At 59.8% G+C, this 23,898-nt stretch carries 23 protein-coding genes; 12 read left to right on the top strand and 11 right to left on the bottom strand.

Translation table 11 applies throughout. The annotated features are described in order from the left end of the window. The first annotated feature begins 320 nt into the window (after nt 1–320). Nucleotides 321–788: a MucR family transcriptional regulator gene (locus FJ950_RS27020; protein ID WP_140619940.1), complete on the top strand. Its 468-nt coding sequence runs from the start codon at nt 321–323 to the stop codon at nt 786–788. Nucleotides 789–800: 12 nt separating this feature from the next. Then, nucleotides 801–1,082 (top strand): hypothetical protein, encoded by a 282-nt coding sequence (locus FJ950_RS27015; RefSeq protein WP_246681379.1) that lies wholly within the window; start codon nt 801–803, stop codon nt 1,080–1,082. A 21-nt stretch (nt 1,083–1,103) separates the two neighbouring features. On the opposite strand, the gene FJ950_RS27010 is transcribed toward FJ950_RS27015, so the two are convergent. Further along, entirely contained in the window at nt 1,104–1,517 is a 414-nt protein-coding gene (locus FJ950_RS27010) for a hypothetical protein (RefSeq protein WP_140619938.1), read from the bottom strand. Nucleotides 1,518–1,748: 231 nt separating this feature from the next. On the opposite strand from FJ950_RS27010, the gene FJ950_RS29940 reads away from it, so the two are divergent. Both FJ950_RS29940 and FJ950_RS27000 read left to right on the top strand, forming a co-directional pair. Next, nucleotides 1,749–2,033: a hypothetical protein gene (locus FJ950_RS29940; protein ID WP_246681387.1), complete on the top strand. Its 285-nt coding sequence runs from the start codon at nt 1,749–1,751 to the stop codon at nt 2,031–2,033. 625 nt (nt 2,034–2,658) lie between these two features. Beyond that, a complete protein-coding gene (locus tag FJ950_RS27000; protein WP_140619936.1) occupies nt 2,659–3,423 on the top strand; it encodes a hypothetical protein in 765 nt (254 codons plus the stop codon). Nucleotides 3,424–3,462: 39 nt separating this feature from the next. Here the strand turns inward: FJ950_RS27000 and FJ950_RS26995 are convergent, their stop codons facing one another. Next, nucleotides 3,463–3,987 (bottom strand): hypothetical protein, encoded by a 525-nt coding sequence (locus FJ950_RS26995; protein WP_140619934.1) that lies wholly within the window; start codon nt 3,985–3,987, stop codon nt 3,463–3,465. A gap of 97 nt (nt 3,988–4,084) precedes the next feature. On the opposite strand from FJ950_RS26995, the gene FJ950_RS26990 reads away from it, so the two are divergent. Continuing rightward, nucleotides 4,085–5,725, top strand: a complete 1,641-nt coding sequence (locus tag FJ950_RS26990; protein WP_181171454.1) for a DUF6119 family protein — start codon at nt 4,085–4,087, stop codon at nt 5,723–5,725. Nucleotides 5,726–5,996: 271 nt separating this feature from the next. Continuing rightward, complete coding sequence (locus FJ950_RS26980; RefSeq protein WP_140619928.1) at nt 5,997–7,127, top strand: hypothetical protein; 1,131 nt, start codon at nt 5,997–5,999, stop codon at nt 7,125–7,127. A 565-nt stretch (nt 7,128–7,692) separates the two neighbouring features. Here the strand turns inward: FJ950_RS26980 and FJ950_RS26975 are convergent. The 5 genes from FJ950_RS26975 to FJ950_RS26955 all read right to left on the bottom strand — a co-directional run bounded on the left by FJ950_RS26975 (nt 7,693) and on the right by FJ950_RS26955 (nt 12,145). Further along, nucleotides 7,693–8,730, bottom strand: coding sequence for a DUF6538 domain-containing protein (locus FJ950_RS26975; RefSeq protein ID WP_140619927.1), 1,038 nt, complete (start codon nt 8,728–8,730; stop codon nt 7,693–7,695). 932 nt (nt 8,731–9,662) lie between these two features. Further along, the gene (locus FJ950_RS26970; RefSeq protein WP_140619925.1) at nt 9,663–10,004 is read right to left on the bottom strand and encodes a hypothetical protein; all 342 of its coding nucleotides are present in this window, start codon (nt 10,002–10,004) and stop codon (nt 9,663–9,665) included. Continuing rightward, nucleotides 10,001–10,888, bottom strand: a complete 888-nt coding sequence (locus tag FJ950_RS26965; protein ID WP_140619923.1) for an NAD(P)-dependent oxidoreductase — start codon at nt 10,886–10,888, stop codon at nt 10,001–10,003. Before FJ950_RS26965 ends, FJ950_RS26970 begins: the two co-directional genes overlap by 4 nt. After that, a complete protein-coding gene (locus tag FJ950_RS26960; protein ID WP_246681378.1) occupies nt 10,885–11,376 on the bottom strand; it encodes a gluconokinase in 492 nt (163 codons plus the stop codon). Before FJ950_RS26960 ends, FJ950_RS26965 begins: the two co-directional genes overlap by 4 nt. Nucleotides 11,377–11,389: 13 nt before the next feature. Continuing rightward, nucleotides 11,390–12,145: an SDR family oxidoreductase gene (locus FJ950_RS26955; protein ID WP_140619919.1), complete on the bottom strand. Its 756-nt coding sequence runs from the start codon at nt 12,143–12,145 to the stop codon at nt 11,390–11,392. Between the two features lie 77 nt (nt 12,146–12,222). Here FJ950_RS26955 and FJ950_RS26950 point away from each other — a divergent pair, with 77 nt between their 5' ends. The 3 genes from FJ950_RS26950 (at nt 12,223) to FJ950_RS26940 (ending at nt 15,346) form a co-directional block, all read left to right on the top strand. Continuing rightward, the gene (locus FJ950_RS26950; protein WP_140619917.1) at nt 12,223–13,170 is read left to right on the top strand and encodes a 2-hydroxyacid dehydrogenase; all 948 of its coding nucleotides are present in this window, start codon (nt 12,223–12,225) and stop codon (nt 13,168–13,170) included. A gap of 73 nt (nt 13,171–13,243) precedes the next feature. Continuing rightward, nucleotides 13,244–14,278, top strand: coding sequence for an L-idonate 5-dehydrogenase (locus FJ950_RS26945; protein ID WP_140619915.1), 1,035 nt, complete (start codon nt 13,244–13,246; stop codon nt 14,276–14,278). A gap of 75 nt (nt 14,279–14,353) precedes the next feature. After that, nucleotides 14,354–15,346, top strand: coding sequence for a LacI family DNA-binding transcriptional regulator (locus FJ950_RS26940; RefSeq protein WP_140619913.1), 993 nt, complete (start codon nt 14,354–14,356; stop codon nt 15,344–15,346). An 81-nt stretch (nt 15,347–15,427) separates the two neighbouring features. On the opposite strand, the gene FJ950_RS26935 is transcribed toward FJ950_RS26940, so the two are convergent. From FJ950_RS26935 to FJ950_RS26925, 3 genes are read right to left on the bottom strand one after another with little or no spacing between them, the layout of a single operon-like run. Beyond that, complete coding sequence (locus FJ950_RS26935) at nt 15,428–16,525, bottom strand: substrate-binding domain-containing protein (protein ID WP_140619911.1); 1,098 nt, start codon at nt 16,523–16,525, stop codon at nt 15,428–15,430. Nucleotides 16,526–16,548: 23 nt separating this feature from the next. Beyond that, nucleotides 16,549–17,607: an ABC transporter permease gene (locus FJ950_RS26930; protein WP_140619909.1), complete on the bottom strand. Its 1,059-nt coding sequence runs from the start codon at nt 17,605–17,607 to the stop codon at nt 16,549–16,551. 9 nt (nt 17,608–17,616) lie between these two features. Next, nucleotides 17,617–19,110 (bottom strand): sugar ABC transporter ATP-binding protein, encoded by a 1,494-nt coding sequence (locus tag FJ950_RS26925; protein WP_140619907.1) that lies wholly within the window; start codon nt 19,108–19,110, stop codon nt 17,617–17,619. Nucleotides 19,111–19,243: 133 nt separating this feature from the next. Here FJ950_RS26925 and FJ950_RS26920 point away from each other — a divergent pair, with 133 nt between their 5' ends. Next, complete coding sequence (locus FJ950_RS26920; protein WP_140619905.1) at nt 19,244–20,167, top strand: SMP-30/gluconolactonase/LRE family protein; 924 nt, start codon at nt 19,244–19,246, stop codon at nt 20,165–20,167. Between the two features lie 30 nt (nt 20,168–20,197). Here the strand turns inward: FJ950_RS26920 and iolD are convergent, their stop codons facing one another. Next, a complete protein-coding gene (gene iolD, locus FJ950_RS26915; protein ID WP_140619903.1) occupies nt 20,198–22,039 on the bottom strand; it encodes a 3D-(3,5/4)-trihydroxycyclohexane-1,2-dione acylhydrolase (decyclizing) in 1,842 nt (613 codons plus the stop codon). A 29-nt stretch (nt 22,040–22,068) separates the two neighbouring features. Between iolD and FJ950_RS26910 the strand changes: the two genes are divergently transcribed. Together FJ950_RS26910 and FJ950_RS26905 are read left to right on the top strand one after the other, a co-directional pair. Beyond that, nucleotides 22,069–23,112 (top strand): MurR/RpiR family transcriptional regulator, encoded by a 1,044-nt coding sequence (locus FJ950_RS26910; protein WP_246681377.1) that lies wholly within the window; start codon nt 22,069–22,071, stop codon nt 23,110–23,112. A gap of 388 nt (nt 23,113–23,500) precedes the next feature. Then, nucleotides 23,501–23,898: substrate-binding domain-containing protein (locus FJ950_RS26905; protein WP_140619899.1), on the top strand; the 398-nt coding region annotated here is incomplete at its 3' end.

Raw genomic sequence — 23,898 nt, 5'->3', positions numbered from 1 at the left:
AGTACATGTGTCCATTTCATCCACCACACGCCGTCGTTGTCGTCTACAGGAGCCACCCCTATCTTTGCCTCAGGCGTCAACCTGAGCAAATTGAGGAAGATATCTCGAAGTCGTTTGTTGAGTTCGCGCCGATCTAGATGTCGAGCGTAGCGACTGTGCCGATATTTTCTGCGCCAATGCTCATGGAGCGGCCGCCGTGAACGCTTAGTCAGTGTGGAAACCCCCGCAGTTAAAATTTGACGCGCACTGATCGTTGCGCCTCACGAATTTCGCGAATAAGAAGCAGGAAAGCAATGAGGAGAACGAGTGTGGCGGCGGATATGAACAGCCAAACAGATGCAAACCTCTTAGGGCTGACCGCAGATATTGTAGCGGCCTACGTTCAAAAGAACGCCGTTCCTGCCGGTGGCCTTCCCGATTTGATCACCAGCGTTAATTCTGCCTTGCTCGGCATCAGACAGCCTTCGAAGGCAGCCGAGCGTGAACTCATTCCCGCGGTTAATCCAAAGAGATCTGTATTCCCGGACCACATCGTCTGCTTGGAAGATGGTAAGAAATTCAAATCCCTCAAACGGCACCTCAACGTCCACTATGCGCTGACGCCGGAGGAGTACAGGTCCAAATGGGGTTTGGCGCGAGATTACCCGATGGTGGCACCAAACTATGCTGCTCAGCGGTCCGCCCTTGCGAAATCCTCAGGCCTCGGCCGAAAAGCGGCTGCAAAAGCTACCCCAAAGAAACCTGCAGCCAAAGCCAAGAAGCCTGCCGCGCGGCGGAAGACGGCTTAGTCCGGTATCTCGATGAGCAGGTCGGCCGCCTTTGGCGCTATCGTGTGGTTAAGCCTTATGGCCTGTCCTGCCGTGGCGCAGCAGACCTTCGACGGGTACGACTGCACCTCAGACTGTTCCGGGCACCAAGCCGGATACGACTGGGCCGAGCGAAATGACATCTCGGACGCCGACGACTGCGTCGGCAACAGCCAATCCTTCAACGAAGGCTGTCAGGCTTACGTCGAGGAGCAACAGGCAGCGCCTGATGATGAAGTCCCCGCCGACGAAAGCGATGAGGACAGCGCCGAATAGCCGCTTGTCCGCAGCGGCCACCTACTCGGGTCGGTGACGGTTCTCTGTAAAATTCACCTTTCCGTCGTCGTCTACCTGAAATACTGAAATGCCGAGGTACTCGAGCGCTGGCGATATCCGGCCAAGATGTATATCGAACCAGCGAGAAGATGGGATGCCAATGGCAAACCGCTCACCTGGAATGTCTTTCTGAAACCGCCATCCCGCGGTCATCAAGAACGCCGCGCCAGTTCTTGACCAAGCGTCGTTCGAGGAATCGGCTCCCGAGTACGCGCCGCCCTTTGCCTCAATCAGCCAACGTTGGCTCGTCTCAACACATTTGGCAGCGATGTCATAACCCCGCGCTCCGGCCTTAATGGCGTTCACCTCCGAGAAGCCGTTTGCGTTTAGCCATTTCTCAATCGCGTCAACGACGTCCTGTTCCTTCAGCGGCACGTTGTCCCCCTTTTTGGCTGAGTGGGAACTCCTAGAGCGGTCACGCGTGTGCGTCTACCTCGGTATGTACACATTTTATGCAGAGGATGATCTAGTTCCCGTTTCTGGACTTTTCGCTCAATTCAGCGCACTCTCCTCCTCGGGAGAGATGGGATGGGGAAGCCTAGTCAGCCGTGGGCTCACCGGCGACCAAGGTCATGGTGGCCTCCCCTTCTGCGCGCTCGATTTCCTATTTCTTTAGCTCTGCTTGGCACGGCGTCCCTCGGTTATGTCGCGACAGACGCCGGGCACTCACTTCCAAATGTTCATTACCCCGGCACTTCAACGACCTCCGTCGTCGTGCGCAGAGTGGGCTGTGACATCAAAGGAAACATCAATGATCGCGGCGAGCACATCTATCACGTGCCCGGTCAAGAATATTACTCGGCAACACGCATTAATTCGGCTCGAGGCGAGAGATGGTTCTGCTCCGAATGGGAGGCGTGGTGGGCTGGGTGGCGAAAGGCCAAGGTATGAAGACGATGGCTATGCGGGGGTGCGGTGAAATAGGGACAATCCCCCCTGAGGGCACCAAGCTTAGCCTTTGGCCATCCTATCCGTTCGACCATCGAGGAATGTGTCCGTCGTGCAGCTGGGTGAATCTAATGTCTCGGCATTTCGCGAACGAGGCCGATTTCCACCAGCGCCTTATCGATAATCCCGACGCCTTCCCCGCTTTGTTTCGGGGCACACCGGCGGCTCACACATTGTTTTGGGCTCATGAGCTTACACTGCATGATGCTGGTCGCGGCGGGGGAAACGGAAGCGCGGACTTGATGACCGTAGATGAGACGGGAATGGTCTGGCTTATCGAGGTAAAGTTCAATTTCTCGCTCGAATCTGGAACACAAGTTTGGCACGGCCAACTCGCGCGCTACCGCAAAGCCTTGATGACAATGAACTGGCGGGAGATCGTCCGCTATACGCATCGATTCCTTACAGGCTTCGAGCAGACCAAACCTCAGCTTTCCCTTCAGACAAACGCAGTCAGCCTTGACGAATGCATCGGCGAGTGGCTGGTCGCGGTTCAGGCTGATGCGGTCCTGGGGGCTCGATTGTGTCGAAAATGGCAGCGAGACTGGGTTCCGGAAACTTTGGAATCATGCTGGTGTCGGATTACTTCAACGCATCCGATCTTACCGCGGCGGAATCCTTTGCGCACAACGTGCATGACGGCCCAGTAGCGTATGCAATCGTTAATCCGGATCCGATCGGTTTCCATTGGCACGTAAAATACTTCCGGCCGGGTGCCGATCAGGGGTTGGTAAAGGGTGCAAATGTCACGAGCGATTTCGTGCCGGAGAAAATGCAGCTTGTTACACCAACCCGGCTTCGCTCGCTCGTATCTCCGGCCTGTCGCAATCTGCTCGACAATCTCGTTTATCCTCGGCTTAACGCGCTTGGCTGGAATGAGCGGCACGTGGCAAAGCGCAGTGCATTCGATGCTATTATTCCGGTTGGCGGAAGTTCGCTTCCTCTTATGGTTGTCGGCACATCTGAACTGGATGCGAAAGCATTGGAGCGTCATACTAAAATCGACGGTAGTCAGACGCTCAAGATTAATCCGCGTTTCAAGGCAGTCCTGAATCAAACGGGCAATCTGGCCTTCGTAAACGCCTACATGAAGCGCTTCTACGAACTAGGGTGGCGTGGTCGTAGGCGCGAGAACAAGCATTTGCGTTGGGGCATAACAGATATCTCAGCCGAGGAGATCAGAGCATCAGAAGCTGCAATGATCTACTATCCTGTTGAAGATCAACGGGACCATAGTGGCAGGGAAGGTGACGCCGAAAACCTGTCAAATTTCTTTGCGATTTTCGAGGAAATGATCGCGTCGATGCCTGAAGCCACACTGGAGGGCTGTTAGCGCCAGCCCGGTGACAGCACCCACGGCCCGCCCGAACATTCACTTCGCGTTGAGGGCTTGTCGCAGGTTCGCTAGGTCCGAAACGAGTCGCCCACCAGTGGTTTGGAGCGACTTGACTATTTCGTCAGCCTCGTTCTGTTCAATAACAAGAACTGTGCGTTGCGGCTGTTTTGATCGGAACGCAAGCGTCCTCAGTACGAGCAACCAATTCCCTTGTCGGTCAAGCACAACCTTACCGACACCGTGGGCCAGCGACGAGCGCAAGCCCTCATGCGGACGGAAGGCCAACAGCGCTGCTGCGGATGCCTTCCCTTCCGAAGCAAAAGCTCCAGTCGGTCCGATCAAAGTCCCCAATTCTTCGAAGCGCTGTCCGACCAGATGAGGCAGTTTCACCACAGCTCCACGCGTCGGCGTATTCGCCAGCACCATAAGTGTTTCGCTCGCGGCTGCCTCAATCCGCGCAAATATATCGAGGCAACGTCCCCGCCATGAGTTTGCAGCGGTCAGAGCATTAAGCCACTGATCGTTGCTGACAGCAGGGATAACGGTCGTTTCGGTATCCATTCGGGTTCCCTTACTCGCAATAGTCATTGCACCCCGCGTTAACAAGGAGTTCAATGCGCTTCGTATCGTAGACAAAGATGGCAGGAGGGGGCCAGTTTTGGCGAAGAAAACCTATACAATTTACTTGGCAAAGCCAAATCTTGCCGACTTCGCAGATTTGTTATCCGAGGGCGCAAGAGAGAAGCTCGCCGCAAGGTCCACTCGCGTCGTCGAAGCCCCAGAATTTGGCGACGGTTCGCGGCTTTACGTTTTCATCGGAGAGGACAGTACTCCCCCGTGGCTCCGTGACCTGCGACAGAACTTTGAAATCCCGGGCCGGATAGAGACAAGGTCCTCCTGTGCCCTCCTTATTTTTCGTGTGAGTGACCGGCTTTTCGCATCGAGCTTTGCTCATGGATGGATGTATCTGAACGAAGATAACCTCGAAGGGGATTTTGGCATTCGAGCCGCGATTAATGCCGTTGACGATGGGAAATTAAAGCGCCTCGACCGCGCCAACCTAGGAGACGCCATGCGAGCAGTCTCGCACTCTCCGTTCCAACGTGAGTTCAAGTCCTTCGGATTGGACGACGCCCTCGATCTTGTGAGAAAAATTGGTGGCAGTACCCGGATGGAAGCTACGGCAGATAGTATGACTGGTTCGCGCGGTCTGCGAGTGTCCGGCGACCTCACGATCGAAGACCTACCTGAGCTCGCTGATGAGGCGTTGGAGTACTATGGGTCCGACGCATACACGCATACAAGTTTCAAAGTTCTAGATGTTGTGACGCCGGTGACTGATCGAATTCTGATTGCCGCTCTCGATGAAAGCGCGGCTCAGAGCATCCGGCAAGGACATGACGATTTTGAACTGGGATTGCCGGTTCACTATGAAGATGACGGTGCCGCATACCGTTTTTTGGGGCCGGGGCTGCGGCGGAGGTATCCCGATCTTCTCCTCCGAAACTATTGTGCTGCCATGGGAGACCGGCTTGCTCAGCTAGATACCCAAACGCTGCGCGATCACAAGATTGCCGCAGTTTACGACGATGGCCGTCCAGAACAGCGCTGGTCAATTAGATCGGCCCTAGTGGGCTCTGCAACACTAAATGACGCCCGATATGCAGTCAACGAAGGCGAATGGTACAGGGTTGATGAGCCATTCAGGCTCTCAATAGAGGCGTCGTTTCTTGATGTGATCCAAGATTGGGAAATCCAACCAGTGCCGTTGCGCAAGATCTACGACCAGCATGGGAACGGAAATTATCAATCAGAGGCATCCTACAACGCCGAAAGGGCGGTGGCGCTTGGCTACCTGCTGCTGGATTTATCGTCCGTGGAGATACCCGGGATCCAACGGTCAGGCTTTGAGCCTTGCGACATACTGGACATCGAGGGAAAGCGATTCATTCATGTCAAAAAGAACTCAAGGCGCTCGAATGTCCTGAGTCATTTCTTCAAGCAGGGCGGCAACTCTGCGCAGCAGTTCAAAAGGTTTCCGGCAGCTTGGACTGCATTGTATGATCTCGTTTTGGACAGAAATGGCGAACACCTTGCAAATCGTCTTCGCGAAGTAAACGAGAACGACGATCGAAAATGGACGATTGAATTCTGGATGGCGGATGCCCCAAGGGCAAACGGGAATTTTAATATTCCCTTTTTTAGTAAGATTTCCTTGAGGGATGAAGCCCTTAACCTCGCCGCCATGAGTTACAATGTCGTCGTCCGATTTATCGGGCTCGAGCCAGAAGCTATCTAGCCTCACTCTATATCTTGAATGATCCGGTAAACCTGCATTCTTGAGCATCCGACTGCCTTCGCAATATCCGAGACACCCATCTTGCCGCTGTGCATCTCTCTGACGCGTTTCTGATCAATCCGGGCTTTGCCCCCCGTATAGGCACCGGCGGACTTGGCGCGCTCAATCCCTTATAAAAATCGAAACAAGAATTCCTGAACCTCACCGATGAGTCTTGGCTTATCTATGTTGAAGGCACTATTTGGCTGTCGCCACGACGCAAGGAACACAAGTGAGCGGATTGACACCCATCGCTTCTCGCCTCGCCATCGCCCTCGACGACGAATACCGTCGCATGCAGAACGAATGGTTTTTCAAATGGCATTTTATCGGCAAAGACGGCCCAGTTGAGATTGACACATTTGATGGCAGGATGATGACGTATGGTGGTGTCACATTTTGGGGAACCACGCAGCAGATTTATTGGGAAACTATCCAGCGGTATTTGCGCAAGAAGGTTGGCTTAATTTTTGATGAAATTGAGCAGGAACTGCCGAAATACCCGATCCAAACCAAACAGCTTGCCCTGAAGGAGGTTAGTGGGATTATTGCGCAATTTGCCGCCGCGATACGCCGAGCGGCTATTGAGAAGGACCGAATTTTAAGGGGAAATGGTTTTGATTTCCCCCCCGAGAGGGATCGGGGTCGGTGGGAGGGCGGCCGGAACTCAGATATTGAATCTCGAATTGCTGGACTTTCTGATATCTACTGTCAGGCGACCGTTGAGATCGAGGGAAAAGAAATGTCACTGAAATCAATGATGACCGATAAGCTATCCCTGATCAAGAAAGACGGGTCATTGTTTCGCGACAACATTCCCGGCCTCGTTACAGAAAAGCAAATCACGACGTTTGCCCAAGATTTGCCGATCGAACAGGGGGACCATTTTCTCCGCAAGCTGCCAAGTGGTTTAGTAGAAGATTTTGTCGTGGACAACCCTCGATTTTTTGGGGGCCTTCCCGGGATAGAGCCGCATTATCAGGTCAAAGTCATGCGTTCAAATCTGCCAGCGGCGTCCCCCCAAGCAGTCATTCAGAACATCACCAACATTTTCCACGGTGCAAACTCGCGGGTGAACATTGGTTCAACGGACAACTCAGTGAACATTGCCTCTGCGATTTCCATGAGCAAAATATCGGACTTACTGGAACAAATTCGACCGGTAATCGCCGCGCTACCTGCGAAGCAGCAAGAGGAAATTGCTGAACCGTTGTCTGTACTCGAACAGGAAGCGAGACAGTCGCAGCCGTCTCAATCAAAGATAAAAGCAGCGCTCCAATCCATCAAAGCAGTGGCCGAGGGCGCTGCTGGAAACTTAATAGCAGCTGGTATAGGGGCAATGATCGGCCAGATACTCGGTTAGGCGTTTGTCCATCGCATCGAAGTGACTTGATGTCCATTGACAACGTTGGGCCGGATTGACGCGACACCTGATGATTGACGATGCTGGCACCGGCATTCATAGCAATTCACACCGAAACGAACAGAGATTCCCATGGTCGCGATTCGACTCACGGGGGCGGCAGTCACCTTGATTGCGTTTGCCCCTATCGCCCACGCCTTTGATGGCCCGCCCAGCTCCAGAAATCACCCACCGAACTTCAGGCGACCCTCGGATCGAGTGCCAGTTGCAGGGAAACTGGCTTCTCTGTTCCAGTCGATCTAGTAGACCAAAACACCAAGGTTCAAGCCGACCTGCTGAACCCGATCACTGGCAGCGGAGCAGTGTTCAGTCTGGGAGACCTGTCCATCGACTACGATGAGTACCGCCGTTTCAATACCGATAGCGTGACGCTCACGACGTGCGTCCTCGGCCGAGAGTCAGGAACGTCGAGAAGAGAACCTTCTCCTGCCTAAAGAGACTGAATTCGTTTGTTCGGGCGTCGATCTAACTGAAAAGCCCTTCGACACCGCACTCTATGCCGAGATCAAGAAGATCCCCCATGGGTATCAGACAGCCTATGAATGGCTTCCACCCACGCACGAGGGCGACGGTCCGGCAGAGGAGCGGTCTTCGCAGAAACCATTTTTCCGGTCTTAGGAGAGGGTGTGCTGAGGCGGTGATTTTTGAATCCTATCACGTCCTTGGCTGTTACCTTCGCCGCATCGTCGTGGCCGAGGAAATCAGCAAGATAGGCAAACGCATTACGGTAGCTCTCATAGGTACTCGGTTTCCGGCCAGCCGCCTTGTTTTCTTTCCACCAACCTTCGACCAACCCCGTCAGCGTGGCTGAATCAGATTTCGTCTCAGTAGTCGTCGCTTTGAATGATCGATTGTCCGCTGATTTGGCATCTGCAGAATGATGAATTCGCTCGGCTGGCTGGAGCTCAGCCCCATATTCGCCGCGTTCAAGCTTTTGCAACGTCAGGCTGGCTCGCTGGAATGCAGCACCGACCGCCCGCGCTGTCTTTGTTATGCTCCATGGATCGTTCGAAAAGCCGTTATCGGAAAGGAGGTCTTTGGCCCTGCTAATGCATCCGGCCCTCATCGACTTCCAAAAAATGTTTTCGATCGGCATAGTTCCAGGAATGGGGTCAGAGATCCCTTCCACTCCCGGAATCGGATCAGTCGAAGGTAGGGGATATTCCGTCCACATGCCCTCATAGAAGTCGGTATGCCAGTGCAACTGCTCGCTGGGATTCTCATAGAATCTTTTGAGCCATTCGTCGTGGACCGTCTGGGCGAGGGAGTGCGCCTCGCGGTCCGTGATGGGACGTCTTAAGGGCTCGATTCCTACAGCCGGTTGTTCGTTCAGCTCGCCACGCGCGGCACCGAGCCGAAGTCGGGAGCAATCAGCGTCGAACTCCGCGAGCACCTCTGCGTATTTTCGCTTGGCCTCTTCGGGGTCTTTCGTTCCAAGCGTCTTGTTGACTTCCTTGCGGCCCGTCAGCGCGGCTACGTCCGCCGGTAGGCGCTTTCGAAACCAGTAAACGCCGGTCTTACGATGTTTGACAGGACGGCTCATTGCTAGGACCATGTGTAACACCCGTGTGTGGCACTCGGGCAGCCTAAGCACCTAATTTTGCTAGTTTTTCAGCTAAGTCAACACCTTAGGAGGGTGATGGTGCCCAGAGGCGGAATCCAAGCCAAGAAATCTCGTTTTCGTTTCAAATGGCTATGACCCGGGCAATGGCAGAGCTAACCAACAAAAATACCAACAAAGTATTTCTGTGGATTGGTTCGGTTCCCGATCATTTCTCTGTTCGCGCAATGCCATCGCACCTGAAACAATCTGTAGCAATTGCCCTCATCTGGCGCAGATGGTCCCCCCGTCATGCCATCCGATGCAGGGGATAGAGTCGCCATAGCGCTACAGAAATACATCACTGCAATTGAGTTCGTCTGTTGAAGCGAGTTCGCAAGTGGGTCAGCAGGTTCAAATCCAGTCCCCGCAACCACTTTCATCCTAAATCAATAACCGTCCCGGTCTAACCGGGGCGGCTATTTTCGTTCTTGGCCAGATCATGAAAATCCCAGCTGCCCGCTAAACGCTTGCAATGCTCACGGCTTGGAGGACCCAAATTAGAAACTGCGTAGGCCGGATATGTTACCGCAAGGTGATCGATCGCGTCGCGGGCACTCGCAACGGCAGCTTTGCGCCTGCACCTTGGTCATTCAGTCGGCTATTGCCGTCGTCCAGAAGCCGACATCGCTACGTCAGCCTTTGAAGGCCAATTTTAGACCGATCGAAGCCTGCGTCGAACGCGTCGACAACGGAAAGTTCGGCAAAATACGTGCGGAGGAGTGCTCGCCAAATGGGCCATACTTCGCGTTGCGGCGGTGTTCGGCCTGACTTGGCATGCTTACTCAAAGACTGCACCAAACCGACCTCACGGCGTTCTACACTGCGTCTCCTATCGAGCGCTGATAGGTATAGAATCTTCGTCCCGATATCCGTCAATGTCCGGCCAATGAAAACTCGTTGGCGATGGTGACGTGGTGGTGAATGCGACCCTCGAAGTACCTGGACAACACTGCCTCTGTCGCGGCACGCGATTCAGCGCGTACGGGGCTGGCCAAAGCCGCATCGACGGCCGCCATATCTGGGTAGTTGATAGCCAGGATCATCGGAAATTCAGGCGCCCCGTCGTCTCGTTTTTCCGCGAAGCTGACTCGAACGTCGAGTGCGCCCGGGAAGGCCTTCCACTTCGGCAGAACCGTCTCAATCACGTCCTTGCGGAACGCTTCGATCTGACCTTCCTTCACTTTGCCTTCAAACAACGCATAGCGCGTGATCATCTGCTCGGTTCCTCATCCTTGCGTTGGAAAAATTCCATCAGTGCGGCCTGGTCCTCGCCGCCCAGCCCTGCGGCCGTCAATAGCCGGTGCACCTCGGCGCAGACGGCCGTCAGCGGCATTGCGGTGTGCGTGCGCCGCGCCAGGTCCTGGGCGGCGTTGAGGTCTTTCACCATGTTGTCGATGCGGCCGGTTCGCCGGTAGTCGCGGGTGGCGAAGCGCGGCAGGTATTCCTGCAGGATGGCGCTGTCGGCGCGGCCGCCTTTCAGCGCCTGCGGGATCTTGAGCGCGTCGACGCCGGCGTCGAGCGCCAGCTTGGTCGCTTCGGCGACGGCCATGAAGTTCAGCGCGCACAGCACCTGATTGATCAGCTTGGTCGTCTGGCCGGCTCCGGCCGGGCCCATATGCGTGTAGTTAGTCGCGACGTGGCGCAGCACCATGTGGGCGTCGGCCACGTCCTCGGCTTCGCCGCCGGCCATCAGCGTCAATTCTCCGGTCAGCGCCTTGGGCGCGCCGCCAGACAGCGGACTGTCGACCCAGCGCAAACCCTTCTCGCTGGCGTCGGCGGCGAATTGGCGCGTCGCGTCGGGCTCGATGGAGGACATGTCGATGATCAGCGTGCCGGGTTTTGCCCCGGCAGCCACGCCGCCATCGCCGAACACGGCGCGGCGCACGATGGCCGCCGAGTTGAGGCTGAGAATGACGTAGTCGGCAGCGTCGCCTGCCTCGGCGGCGCTCGCCATGGCGGTCGCGCCTTTGGCGAGCAGCACCTCAACCTTAGCCTTGTCGAGATCGAACACGAAAAGGCGGTTGCCGGTGGCGAGCAGGCGTTCGCCGATTGCCCCGCCCATGGCGCCGGCGCCAATCAAGGCGACTGCGTTGGTCATGATGGTCGCTCCCCGAATTTCGTTGTTATGTCCCCGACAATCTCGTCGAGCGGCGCGTCGATCGGCACGGCGATCGCATTCTCGTCCTCGCCCGGCACTTCCAGTGTCGCGAACTGGCTGTCGAGCAGGCTGGTCGGCATGAAGTGGCCGGTGCGCTCATGCATGCGCTTCGAGATCAGCTCGCGCGAGCCGTCGAGATGGATGAACAGCACCGGCGCACCCGCCTGCTCGGTGATGAAATCGCGATAGGCGCGCTTCAGCGCCGAGCAGCCGACGATGACCGGCGAGGGCCCTAGCCGCAGCGTTTCGCCGACCTTGGACAGCCATGGCCACCGGTCGGCATCGTCCAGCGGAATGCCGGCGCTCATCTTGGCGATGTTGGCCTCAGGGTGGAGCTTGTCGCCGTCCACGAATGTCGCCGCGATTGCGCGGGCGAGCGCCTCGCCGATCGTCGTCTTGCCCGAACCGGTGACGCCCATGACCACCATGCGCGGCGGCCGGTCAGATCGAAGCTGTGATGCCGCCATCGACATAGAGAATGTGTCCGTTGACAAAGGATGATGCGTCGGAGGCCAGGAAGACGCAGGCGCCGACCAGCTCCTCAACCTTGCCCCAGCGGCCGGCCGGGGTGCGCTTTTCGAGCCAGGCGCTGAAGGCCGGGTCGGCGACGAGGGCCGCATTGAGCGGCGTGTCGAAATAACCGGGCGCGATGGCGTTGCATTGCAGGCCGTGCCTGGCCCAGTCGGTCGCCATGCCCTTGGTGAGATTGCCGACCGCGCCCTTGGTCGCCGTGTAGGGCGCGATACCCGGCCGGGCGAGCGCGGTCTGCACGCTGGCGATGTTGAGGATCTTGCCACGGCCGCGCTTGATCATGTGCCGGGCCACCGCCTGGCCGACATGGAAGACGCTGGCGACATTGGTCTGCAACAGGCGTTCGAACGCGTCGGCGGGAAAATCCTCGAGCGGTGTACGGAACTGCATGCCGGCATTGTTGACCAGGATGTCGATGGGGCCGCCGGACGGCTCGAAAGCATCGACCGCGGCGCGGACCGCGTCATGGTTTGTGACATCGAAGGGCAGCGTTATGGCGCCGGGAATTTGCGCGGCCGCGGTGACAAGCTTTCCCTCATCGCGACCATTCAGGATCACTCTGGCCCCGGCCTCGGCCAGCCCTTTGGCCAAAGCAAATCCGATGCCCTGAGAGGAGCCGGTCACGAGCGCGGTGCGCCCGCCGAGATTGAACAGATTGGATGACATTTTCCGATTGCCTCTTGTCGCTAAGCGTCTTATGTTATCGATAACATCATCTGTCAAGTCAAGTGGAGAGAAGAGCGATGCAGCGGCCTCACATCCTTCAGGTTGGACCCTATCCGGCATGGGACGAGGAGCCGCTCAACGAAGCCTTCACGGTGCACCGCTATTTCGCGGCCGACGACAAGCAGGCTTTCCTCGCCGGGATCGGGGCGCAAGTGCGCGGCATAGCCACGCGTGGCGAGCTCGGCGCGAACCGCGCCATGATCGAGGCGTGCCCTTCGCTTGAGGTTGTTTCCGTCTACGGCGTCGGTTTCGATGCGGTCGATCTCGAGGCATGCCGGGAGCGAGGCGTGCGCGTCACCAACACGCCGGACGTGCTGACCAACGACGTCGCCGATCTCGGCATCGCCATGATGCTGTGCCTGTCGCGCGGCATGATCGGCGCCGAACGGTGGGTGCGCGACGGCAGCTGGGCGGCGAAGGGGCTCTACCCGCTCAAGCGTCGCGTCTGGGGCCGGCGGGCCGGCGTGCTCGGTCTTGGGCGCATCGGCTACGAGGTGGCCAAGCGTCTCGCCGGCTTCGACATGGACATCGCCTACAGCGACGTCGCGCAGAAGGATTTCGCCCCGGATTGGACGTTCGTCGCCGATCCGGTCGAGCTGGCGAGGCGTTCGGACTTCCTGTTCGTAACGCTTGCCGCATCGGCCGCGACGCGCCACATCGTCAACAAGGATGTGCTTGCGGCACTCGGCGAGGACGGCATGCTGATCAACATTTCGCGCGCATCCAACATCGACGAGGATGCGCTGCTCGACGCGCTCGAGGCAAAGGTGCTCGGCACCGCCGCGCTCGATGTGTTCGAAGGCGAACCGAAGCTCAATCCGCGCTTCCTGGCGCTCGACAATGTGTTGCTGCAGCCGCACCATGCGTCGGGCACCATCGAAACGCGCAAGGCCATGGGCAAACTGGTGCGCGACAATCTTGCCGCCCATTTCGCCGGCCAGCCGCTGCTCACGCCGGTGCTTTAGGCTTGTCCTACGCGGATTCGGACGGAAAACCGCTGCACGTTTTTCCTAGTATTGCCCGAGGAGTTCACTGACCATGAAGTCGATCGTCATCCACGCCGCGAAGGACCTGCGCATCGAGGACCGTCCGGTCGAGGCGCCGGGCCAGGGGCAGGTGCTGTTGCGTCTAGCCGCCGGCGGCATATGCGGCAGCGACCTGCACTACTACAATCATGGCGGCTTCGGAACGGTGCGCCTGAAAGAGCCGATGATTCTCGGCCATGAGGTCTCCGGCGTCATCGAAAAGCTCGGCCCCGGCGTCGACGGACTGCGGCCTGGCCAACTGGTCGCGGTCTCGCCGTCGCGGCCCTGTTACAGCTGCCGGTACTGCCGGGAAGGGATGCACAACCAGTGCCTCAACATGCGCTTCTATGGCAGCGCCATGCCGTTCCCGCATATCCAGGGCGCCTTCCGTGAAATGCTTGTGGCGGACGCACCGCAATGCGTGCCGGCCGATGGTCTGACATCAGGCGAAGCCGCGATGGCCGAACCGCTGGCTGTTTGCCTCCACGCGACGCGTCGGGCTGGTGAGGTGCTAGGCAAGCGCGTTCTGGTGACCGGTTGCGGGCCAATCGGCCTGTTGTCGATCCTCTGCGCGCGGCGCGCCGGCGCCGCCGAAATCGTCGCCGTCGACATCACCGATTTCACGCTGGCGATGGCGTTGCGCGCCGGCGCCGACAAGGCGATCAACACCCGGACCGATCCGGACGGGTTGGCGCCATATCTCGCTGACAAGGGAACGTTCGACATCCTCTATGAATGCTCGGGCGCGGCGGCGGCGCTGGCGCAAGGCATCGCGGCGCTGCGGCCGCGCGGCACGATCGTTCAGCTCGGCCTTGGTGGTGCGGAGATGGCATTGCCTATGTCGGTGGTCACCGCCAAGGAACTGTCCATCAAGGGGTCGTTCCGCTTCCATCCGGAATTCGCCGTGGGCGTTGTGTTGATGCGCAAGGGGCTCATCGACGTAAAGCCTCTGATCACCCACACCGTGGCATTCGCCGAGGCGCTGTCAGGCTTCGAAATCGCCAACGACCGCAGCCAGGCGTTGAAAGTTCAGATCGCCTTCGCGTGAGCCTGGGCGGTGCGTTGCATTCCGTCGTGATATCGATAACGTACGGCCATGCAGCCTTCACCAAAACGCCCCACCATGGCAGATGTCGCCAGTCGCGCCAACGTCTCGACGATGACCGTGTCGCGCGCCTTCAAGCGCGATACCTCGGTCAGCGTCGAGACGCGCGACCGCATCATGCGGGCGGCGGAAGAGCTCGGCTATGTCTTCGACAGCATTGCGGCGAACCTGTCGTCACGCCGATCCGGTTTTGTCGCGGTGACGATACCCTCGATCAACAACGCCAATTTCGCCGACACGGTGCGCGGCATGACCGAGGGCCTGCGCGACAGTGGGCTGGAGATCCTGCTCGGCTTCACCGACTACAATGTCGAGGAGGAAGAGCGCCTGGTCGGCCAGTTGGTGCGGCGACGGCCGGAGGCGATCATCGTCACCGGCGGACGGCACACGCCGCGCTGCCGCAAGATGCTGGAGAATGCCGGCGTCCCGGTGGTGGAGACCTGGGACCTGCCGGACGATCCGATCGGTCACGTCGTCGGCTTCTCCAATGCCGAAGCCGGACGGCTGATGGTCGACCATTTCGTCGCACGCGGCTATTCGAGGCTCGGCTTCATCGGCGGCGACACATCGCGCGACACGCGTGGCCTCGATCGCCGGCGCGGCTTCGTCGCGGCCCTGCAGGAACGCGGCCTCGATGGGTCGCGCATCATTGCCTCCGGCGTGCCGCCGATATCGATGCGCGAGGGCGCCACCGCCATGGTCGAGATGATTTCGCGCTGGCCGGACACCCAGGCGGTGATGTGCGTTTCGGATCTTTCCGCTTTCGGGGCGCTTATGGAATGCCTGCGGCGCGGCATCCGCGTCCCCGAGGATGTCGCGATCGCCGGCTTCGGCGCTTATGACCTCGCCGAGCAGTCGGTGCCGTCGATCACCACGATCGATGTGGAGGCGCATGAGATCGGAATCCGTGTCGCCGAACTCGTGCTCGACCTGCTCAACGGGCGCCGGGCGCCTGACGACCGGGTGGTCGTCGGCATGACGCCGAAGGTGATCGCGCGTCATACGGCCTGAGACTGGGCAAAACAGAACGGCCGGCGGGTTGCCCGCCGGCCGTTGACCGTCCTGCCCGTTGGCAGAGGTACTCGTCGGCGCCTATTTGCCCCAGATCTTCTTGTACTGGTCGCGGTAGCCGTTGCCCGGATCGAACCGGTTATCCGGCCCGCCGTCGAATTCGACATTGTCCGACGTCACAACATGCAGCGGCGAGATGTAGCCAGACCATTTCTCGCCGGCCATGGCGCGGTTGAGCTCATCGACGAGCTGCCGACCTTGCAGGTTCAGGGGTTCGGCAACCGTCACCTTCTGGAACTGGCCGGAGCGGATGCGCTGGTAAGCCGATTCGGAACCGTCGCCCGCCGCCACGTTGATCGGCGCGTCGGTGCCGGACTTTCCGGCCGCCGCCAGTGACGGTCCCATGAAGTCGAAATAGAGGTCGTTAATCGCCAATGAGTGAGTCCACTGGTCGCCGTATTTCTGCAGCAGCGAGGTGGTGAGCTGCGGCATGCGTTGCGAGGTCTCGGCGATTGGCGTGTCGACATATTCGAGCACTTTGCCGCCGAGATCCTCGATTTCCTTCTTCATGCGGTCGGCCTTGGCGATGGCGATCTGGTAGGTCGAGTCGGTGAAGATGATGACGCCGGGCTTGCCCTTGGCGTCGACAAAAGCCCAGTCGGCGGCAGCCTTCGACACTTCCATTGGATCGGTCGAGACGTTGGCGATGATGCCGAGATCGTCGATCGGGCCGACCGTCGGCGCGGCATGCCATGCCGCTATCGGAATCTTGGCCGCCCTGGCCTGCTCCAGCGCCGGCTTTTGCTCGACGGCATCGAATCCGTTGATAATAATGCCGTCGGGATTGAGCGCCAGCGCTTGGCCGAAGGCCGCGGTGCGGCCGCCGATGGAGCCGGCGCCGTCAAGTGTCTTGACGGTCCAGCCGAGGGCTGCCGCTGCTTCCTCGACGCCCTTGGTGACGCCAAGGATGCCGCCGTTCTTCATGTCGGCGCCAAGCACCACGATCGTCTTGCCGGCCGCGCCCTTCGGTCCGGTCGTCGGGCCGTCCCATTTGTCGACCTTGCTGGCATATTTGTCGACCACTGCCTTGGCGTCGGCTATCGGGTCGGCCAGGGCGTTCGAGGCAATGGCAAGCGCTAGGCAGGCGACGCCGAGCTGAAGGACTGTTCTGCGATGCATGTTTCTTCTCCCATTAAGCATTGTCATTTGTCTTTGTTGGTTGGCTGGTGGCTGGGTGGAAGCGGCACGACCGCGCCGCGACGGCGCTGCGCGTAGCCGGCAATGCCGATGGCGACGAGCAGGGTGACGCCGTTGAACAGCGGCTCGACCCAGAACGACCCGCCGAACTGCTGGATGCCGGAAATGCCGGCGGCGAGGATGACGACGCCGATGATCGTGCCCCAGACATTGACGCGGCCGGGTTTGATGGTGGTCGATCCCAGGAAGGCGCCGACCAGCGCCGGCAATAGATATTCAAGGCCGACGCTGGCTTGGCCGATGCGGAGCTTGGAGGCGAGCAGCACGCCGCCAAGCGCCGTCAGCGCGCCCGAGGCGACGAAGGCGCCCATGACGAATTTCTGCACCGGTATGCCGTTGAGCGCTGCAGCCTTGGGATTGGCACCGATGGCGTAGAGGTAGCGGCCGATCGGCATGTATTCGAGCACAAGCCACATCACCAGCGCCAGGACGATCACGTAGTTGCCAGTGATCGGCAGGCCGAACAGCATCGTCCCGTTGAGGGCGAGGAAGCCTTCGGGAAGCACGCCGACAACCTGCCGGCCGCCCGTGTACCACATGGCGAGTGCATAGAGCACGGTGCCGGTGCCGAGCGTGGCGATGAAGGAATCGATGCGTGCCACCTCGACCAGCAGGCCGTTGATGAAGCCGGTGACGACGCCGAGCAGCAGGACGATGAGCACCGCGATCGGCCAGGGGATGCCGAAGGCGGTCTGCAGGCTGATGGCCAGGATATGCCAGAGCACGATGCCGTAGCCGACCGTCAGGTCGATGCGGCCCGAGGCCATGGGGATCATCGCCGCCAGCGACAGCAAGGCGATGATCGCCTTGTCGGAGACGATGGAACGCAAATTCAGCAGCGTCGGGAAGGTGCGCGGCAGGAGCAGCGAGAACAGCAGGATGAGCAGCAGCGTCAGGATCGGCAGGCCGTAGACCGGCAGGTAGCGCGCCGCCTTCTGGCCAAAGCTGAGCCCTGAGAGTTCCGAGCGGGTCGGCTCCAGCGCCGTCGATTTGATCGAGTTCATGGATACTCCTCAGGCGGCTTCGGACACGGAGGCGGCATGGATAAGCGCCGCAGTCGTCAAGGCATCGCCGGCCAGTTCGCGCACGATGCGGTTGTGCGAGAAGACGAGCGCGCGATGGCAGATATGCGCTACTTCCTCGAAATCGGTGGAAACGACGACGACCGCCAGCCCGGCTTCGACAGCTGCCGCGATCAGCCGATAGATTTCGGCCTTGGCGCCGACATCGACACCCGCCGTCGGATCCTCGGCGATCAGCAGCTTGCGTCCCGTCGCCAGCCAGCGGCCGACGACCACCTTCTGCTGGTTGCCGCCGGACAGCGCCTCGATCGGCAGATGCGGATCGTTTGGCGTCAGCCCCAGCCGCGCGCCGAGCGCCTGCGTCAGCTCGCTCTCCCGCGCCGGCTTCATGAAGGAAAACAGCCCGCGGCCGACCGCGGACGGGTTGAGATACATGTTCTCGCGCACGGAGAGTGACAACGCCACCGACTCCTCGGTGCGGTCGCGCGCGATCAGTCCGACACCAGCGGCAAGAGCGGCGCCGACCGAGGACAGCTCGAGGCGCCTGCCGTCGAGTGAGACACTGCCCTCGAAAGGCTCGGTGCCGAACAGCGCGCGCCCGACGACTTCCTGTCCGGCGCCGCGCAGGCCGACCAGTCCCAGAAGCTCGCCAGACCGCGCCTCGAACTGGACCGGTCCGACATTGCCGCAGCGCAAATCCTCGACCTTCAGCCGCTCGGGTCCGTCCTGCCAGCGCGACTTGGCGAACATCTGGTGCGCCGGGCGGCCGACGATGAGATCGACCAGTTCCTGCGGCGTCGTCTCGGCGACCGGCTTGACCGCCACCATGCGGCCGTCCCGCATCACGGCGACCCGATCGGCGATGCGGAACACTTCATCCAGGCGGTGCGAGACATAGATCATGCCGACGCCGCGCTCGCGCAACGGTCGCAGTGCCTGGAACAGGCGTTCGACCTCATCCGCGGGCAAGCTTGCCGTCGGCTCGTCGAGCACCAGCACGTCGGCTTCGGTAGCGAGCGCGCGGGCGATGGCAACCAGCGATTTCTCGGTGCGCGAAAGATCCTGGATGCGCGTCGCCGGATCGAAGGCGCAGCCGACCAGGGCCAGGGCGCTCTCGGCACGACGCTCGGTGTCGCGCCAGTCTATGAGGCCCGAGCGGCGCGAGAAGCCTTGCGCCATGCCGACATTCTCGGCCACCGTCATCCATTCGATGAGGCCGAGATCCTGATGGATGAAGGCGACCTTCTGCGGCTGGTTCGGGCGTGGCGGGCGGTGGTGGTAGTCCTCGCCGCGAAACCGGATTGTTCCCTGGTCGCGCTTGTAGATGCCGGCCAGCGTCTTGATGAGAGTCGATTTGCCGGCGCCGTTCTCGCCGAGCAGCGCAACGATCTCACCCTCGTGGATGTCGAGCGAGACCGACTTCAACGCCAGGGTGCCCCCGAACCGCTTGGAGATGTCGATGAATTCTATGAGCTTGGGCCGCATCCATGGCCCTCCCAAGCCAAACAAACGGATCTAAATTGGCGCCGATGTTATCGCTAACATTTTTGCCGGTCAAGTCTTGAAAATGGCTCGCCGCGAAGGCTATCGATAGCTCCGGTTTTGCGGAGGATGAGGCATGTTCGGAGACATAGAGGGCACTGGCTTCGAGGTTCTCGACGAGCGGTTCGAGAGCTGTTTCGTCGGCCATGTGGCGGTCGAGCGGCTGTGGACGGGCGGGCGCTGGCTGGAAGGTCCGGCATGGTTCGCGGCCGGCCGGTATCTGGTGTTTTCGGACATCCCGAACGACCGCATCATGCGCTACGACGATACCAACGGCGTGGTTTCGGTGTTCCGTGCGCCCTCCAGCAACGCCAACGGCAACACCGTCGACATGGAGGGGCGGCTGGTCACCTGCGAGCATCGCGTGCGCCGCGTCACCCGCACCGAGCATGACGGATCGATCACGGTGATCGCCGACCGGTTCGAGGGCAAACGGCTGAACTCGCCCAACGACGTCGTGGTGCGCTCGGATGGCACTGTGTGGTTTTCCGATCCGCCCTATGGCATCGCGACCGACTATGAGGGCGATCACGCCGGACAGGAGATCGAGGGCTGCCACGTCTATCGCGCCGACCCCGTCACCGGCGAGGTGGCGCGCGTCGTCTCGACGATGGCCAAGCCAAACGGTCTCGCCTTCTCGCCGGACGAGGCCATCCTGTATGTCGGCGACACCGGCATCACGCACCAGAAGGACGGGCCGCGGCACATCCGCAAGTTCGCCGTCGAAGGTGCGACGCTCGGGGAACTCGGCGTTTTCGTCACCTGCAGCGCTGGCCTGTTCGACGGGTTCAGGGTGGATACGGCCGGGCGTGTGTGGGCGGGCGCCGGCGACGGCGTCCACTGCTTCGATCCCGACGGCACGCTGATCGGCAAGATCCGCATTCCGGAGACGGTGGCGAACCTCACTTTCGGCGGGGCCAAGCGCAACCGCCTGTTCATTACGGCGCGGCAGTCGCTCTATTCGGTGTTTGTCGTCGCCAATGCGGCAGCACGAGCGTGAGTTCGAAGAGAGGGATGTTTCGCGATGAAGTCAGACGCCTACGCGCTGCTTCCTGCGAGCCTGAGCCTGTTCCGCATGCGCTTCCCGTACCTGCGGCCTGACGCTTACCTCGGGCACACCTACATCCCACCAGGCATCGCCGGGCGTCCAGGTGAAACCATCGGACACCAGCGTGATGACCGTAGTCCGGTCCGTTCCGAGGGCCCAATCGACGGCTTGCGGGAGGTCCGCGAGGCTGTCGACGCGCCGAGTGAGCGCGCCCATCGATTCGGCGTGCTTCACAAAATCGACGCTGAACGGCTCCTTGACACGGCAATCCTTGATCAGGTTGTTGAAGGACGCCGCGCCCTTTGCATTCTGAAGACGATTGATGACGGCGTAGCCGCCATTGTCGCAGACGATCACCACCATTTTATGGCCGGAAAGGACGGTCGAATAGATGTCCGAGTTCATCATCATGTAAGTGCCATCGCCGACCATCACGATCGGCGTTCTCGTCGGGTCAGCCATGGCGGCACCCCAACCTGCGGCGATCTCATAGCCCATGCACGAGAAGCCGAATTCGCAGTCGAAGGTATTGGGCGACTTGACGCGCCAATTCTTCATGACCTCGCCCGGGAGGCCGCCCGCGGCCGTGATGACCAGGTCGCGTTCGCCTGCGCGTGCATTCACTATGCCGATGACCTGGGCGTAGCTGGGAACGGGTTGGTTGGTCGGCTGCTGGTACCCGTCCAGCGCTTTGTTCCACTTGGCGAACTCAGCACGGCCTTTCTCGGTCCATTCCTTTGGCGCCTGCCACTCCTCCAGCGCCGCCCCCAACTCGTTGATCGAGGCCAAGGCATCGCCAACCACCGCCAGAGCTCGATGTTTGGTGGCGTCCCATCGGGCTGCATTGATGGATATGAACTTGGCGTCTTGCGCGAAAGCGCTCCAGGAGCCGGTAGTGAAATCCATTAGGCGCGTACCCACGGCGACGATCACGTCCGCCGAGGCGGCCAGCGCGTTGGCCGAGGTCGAGCCGACGATGCCGATCGGCCCGACATAAGCACCATGATTGTGGCTGACAGTACTCTTGCCAGCGATCGTCTCACACAACGGAATGCCGTGGATGAGGGCAAGGTCGGCCAACATCTGCTCGGCGCCGGAGTAACGGGTGCCGCCGCCGGAAATTATAAGCGGGCGCTTGGCTCCTTTCAGCAGCTTCACCGCTTCAGCCAGCCGATTGGCGTCGGGGCGCGGTCGCGGAATCGCGTGTATCGTTTCGGCGAAGAATTCCTCTGGGTAGTCCCAAGCCATCTCCTGCACATCCTGCGGCAGTGCGATGAATGCCGGACCGCAATCGGCCGGATCCAGCATGGTGGCGACTGCCTGGGGCAGCGAGGAGATTATGCCTTCGGGATGAACGATGCGGTCCCAGTAGCGAGTCACCGCCCTGAAGGCGTCGTTGACGTTGATGGTCGGATTGCCGAAGTGCTCGACCTGCTGCATGACCGGGTCGGGGCGGCGATTGATGAACGTATCGCCGGCCAGCAGCAGCACCGGCAAACGGTTCGAATGGGCGACACCGGCGGCGGTGACCATGTTCAGGGCACCCGGGCCGATCGAGGTCGCGGCCACCATGATCTGGCGGCGGCGCTTGGCTTTTGCGAAGCCGATTGCCGCGAGAGCCATCGACTGCTCGTTCTGCCCGCGCCACGTTGGTAACCGATCCTGGACCGCTTCCAGCGCTTCCGATAGGCAGGTCACGTTGCCGTGCCCGAAGATGGCGAAGACGCCGGGAAAGAGCGGAACTCGCTCCCCGTCGACGATCGTGAACTGATTGCAAAGATAGCGGACCAGGGCTTGCGCCATGGTCAGACGGACCACTGACATTTGACTCCTCCGGGCATCGCGGCAACATCATGCCGAATGACGTATTCAATACCTATTGCAGAATTTGCTTTTTTGCAAGCACCATTGCAAATGATGGCAACGGCAGAACCGGCTCACGGTTTTCGAGTCGGAATTCTCTGCTGGTAAACCCAGCACAAAGAAGCCATCATGCAACGAAAATTGCAAGGATGCTGGTTGTGGAAGAGAAAGTCAAAGCGCCAAAGGACTACGAGGAGCTCATCCGCTTGATCCACGATCGGTATGAACAAATGAGCAAGTCATACCAGAAGATTGCCTTGTATCTCACGCAGAACCCGAATGATGTCGCGGTGCGATCGGTGACCGCGATCGCGGAAAGCAGCGGCGTTCACGCATCGAGCTTCGTGCGCTTTGGCCAGGCACTGGGCTATGAGGGGTTCAAGGATCTTCAAACCCTTTTCCAGAAGCGATTGTCCACCGCGGCGCCCGGCTTTGAGGCGCGCATCAAGGCGCTGGAGACGGAATTGGGCGCGCGAACCGACCGCAGCGAGTTCGCTCTGATGCACGATCTGGTGGTCCGTGATATCGCCTCGCTGCAGGAGATGCTGACAGCTATCCCGCCGGAGGACTTGGCCGAAGCCGTCAACCTTCTTGAGAAAGCCGACGTCATCTATCTGATCGGGCAATTACGCTCGGCGCCGGTGGTCGAACTCCTGCGTTACATACTCACGATGCTGGGCAAGCGATGCACGTTGCTGGACCCTGGCGGCGGGCTGGCCACGCATATGGCCCGTGCGATCCGCCCACAGGATGTGCTTTTCGCAGTGTCGTTTCGCTTCTATGCAAACGAGGTCGTGAATGTCGTTGAAGAGGTTGCCAGCAGGGGCATCCCCATCGTGGCGATTTCGGACAGCACCTTGTCGCCGTTGACCAAGGGCGCACGCGTGCTTTTTGCGGTGCCCGAGCACGAATACACTTTTTCAAGATCGCTTGCGGCCCCGATGTGCCTTGCTCAGGCGCTAACCGTAGCGCTGGCGGCGCGCTTGCAGAACAACGGCGTTGACCCGCGCATCCCGATAGTCACCGGGCAATAGCTCCTACTTCGCAGATTGGGTTCCAGTCCTCTTCTTGCCTCTCGCCATGGTAGAGATGTTGGCGGCGGCAGCATGATTTCGATTGCAGAGCAGGCAGATGATGCGGTCTGCCCTCGCAATGAAATTTGCAGATCGGGTCCCTCCTTTAAGAAAATTGAAAGCGAATTGACTCACAGATCGTTGCAGAATATGCATGGACTGCAATTATCGTTGCGGATCGATTTAAGGAGCACCGCTGGCTTCAGCGCGGGGTAATCTTTTCATTTGCCTTCGAATATCGGGATGGTGGCTTCAAGACCGGAACGAGAGGCGGAGAGATTCCCTGGTCAGATCGGGGATTCCGGTTCAATCGGTGCAGCCGGACACCAATATGTGGAGGAGAGACACAATGAAGAAACTGCTTTTGGGCGTCGCTTTCGCGGCGCTGATGAGTTCGTCAGCTTTTGCCGCCAAGATCGGCGTTTCGATGGCCAAGTTCGACGACAATTTCCTCACCGTGCTGCGCAACGGCATGATCGAGCAGGCCAAGGGCATGAGCGGCGTCGAGTTGCAGGTCGAGGACGCGCAGAACGACGTCGCCAAGCAACTCGACCAGATCAAGAACTTCGCCGCTTCGGGCGTCGACGCCATCATCGTCAACCCGGTCGACACCTCGGCCACGCAGGCGATGTCGGATGCGGCGGCCGCGGCCAAGATCCCGCTGGTCTACGTCAACCGCCAGCCGGTCAATGTCGACACGCTGCCAGACAACCAGGCCTTCGTCGCCTCGAACGAGGCCGATTCCGG

Source organism: Mesorhizobium sp. B2-3-14, from assembly GCF_006442175.1.
Classification (GTDB): domain Bacteria; phylum Pseudomonadota; class Alphaproteobacteria; order Rhizobiales; family Rhizobiaceae; genus Mesorhizobium; species Mesorhizobium australicum.
The sequence above is the reverse complement of the archived record's forward strand: the minus strand, read 5'-3'. Positions and strand labels throughout refer to the sequence as shown.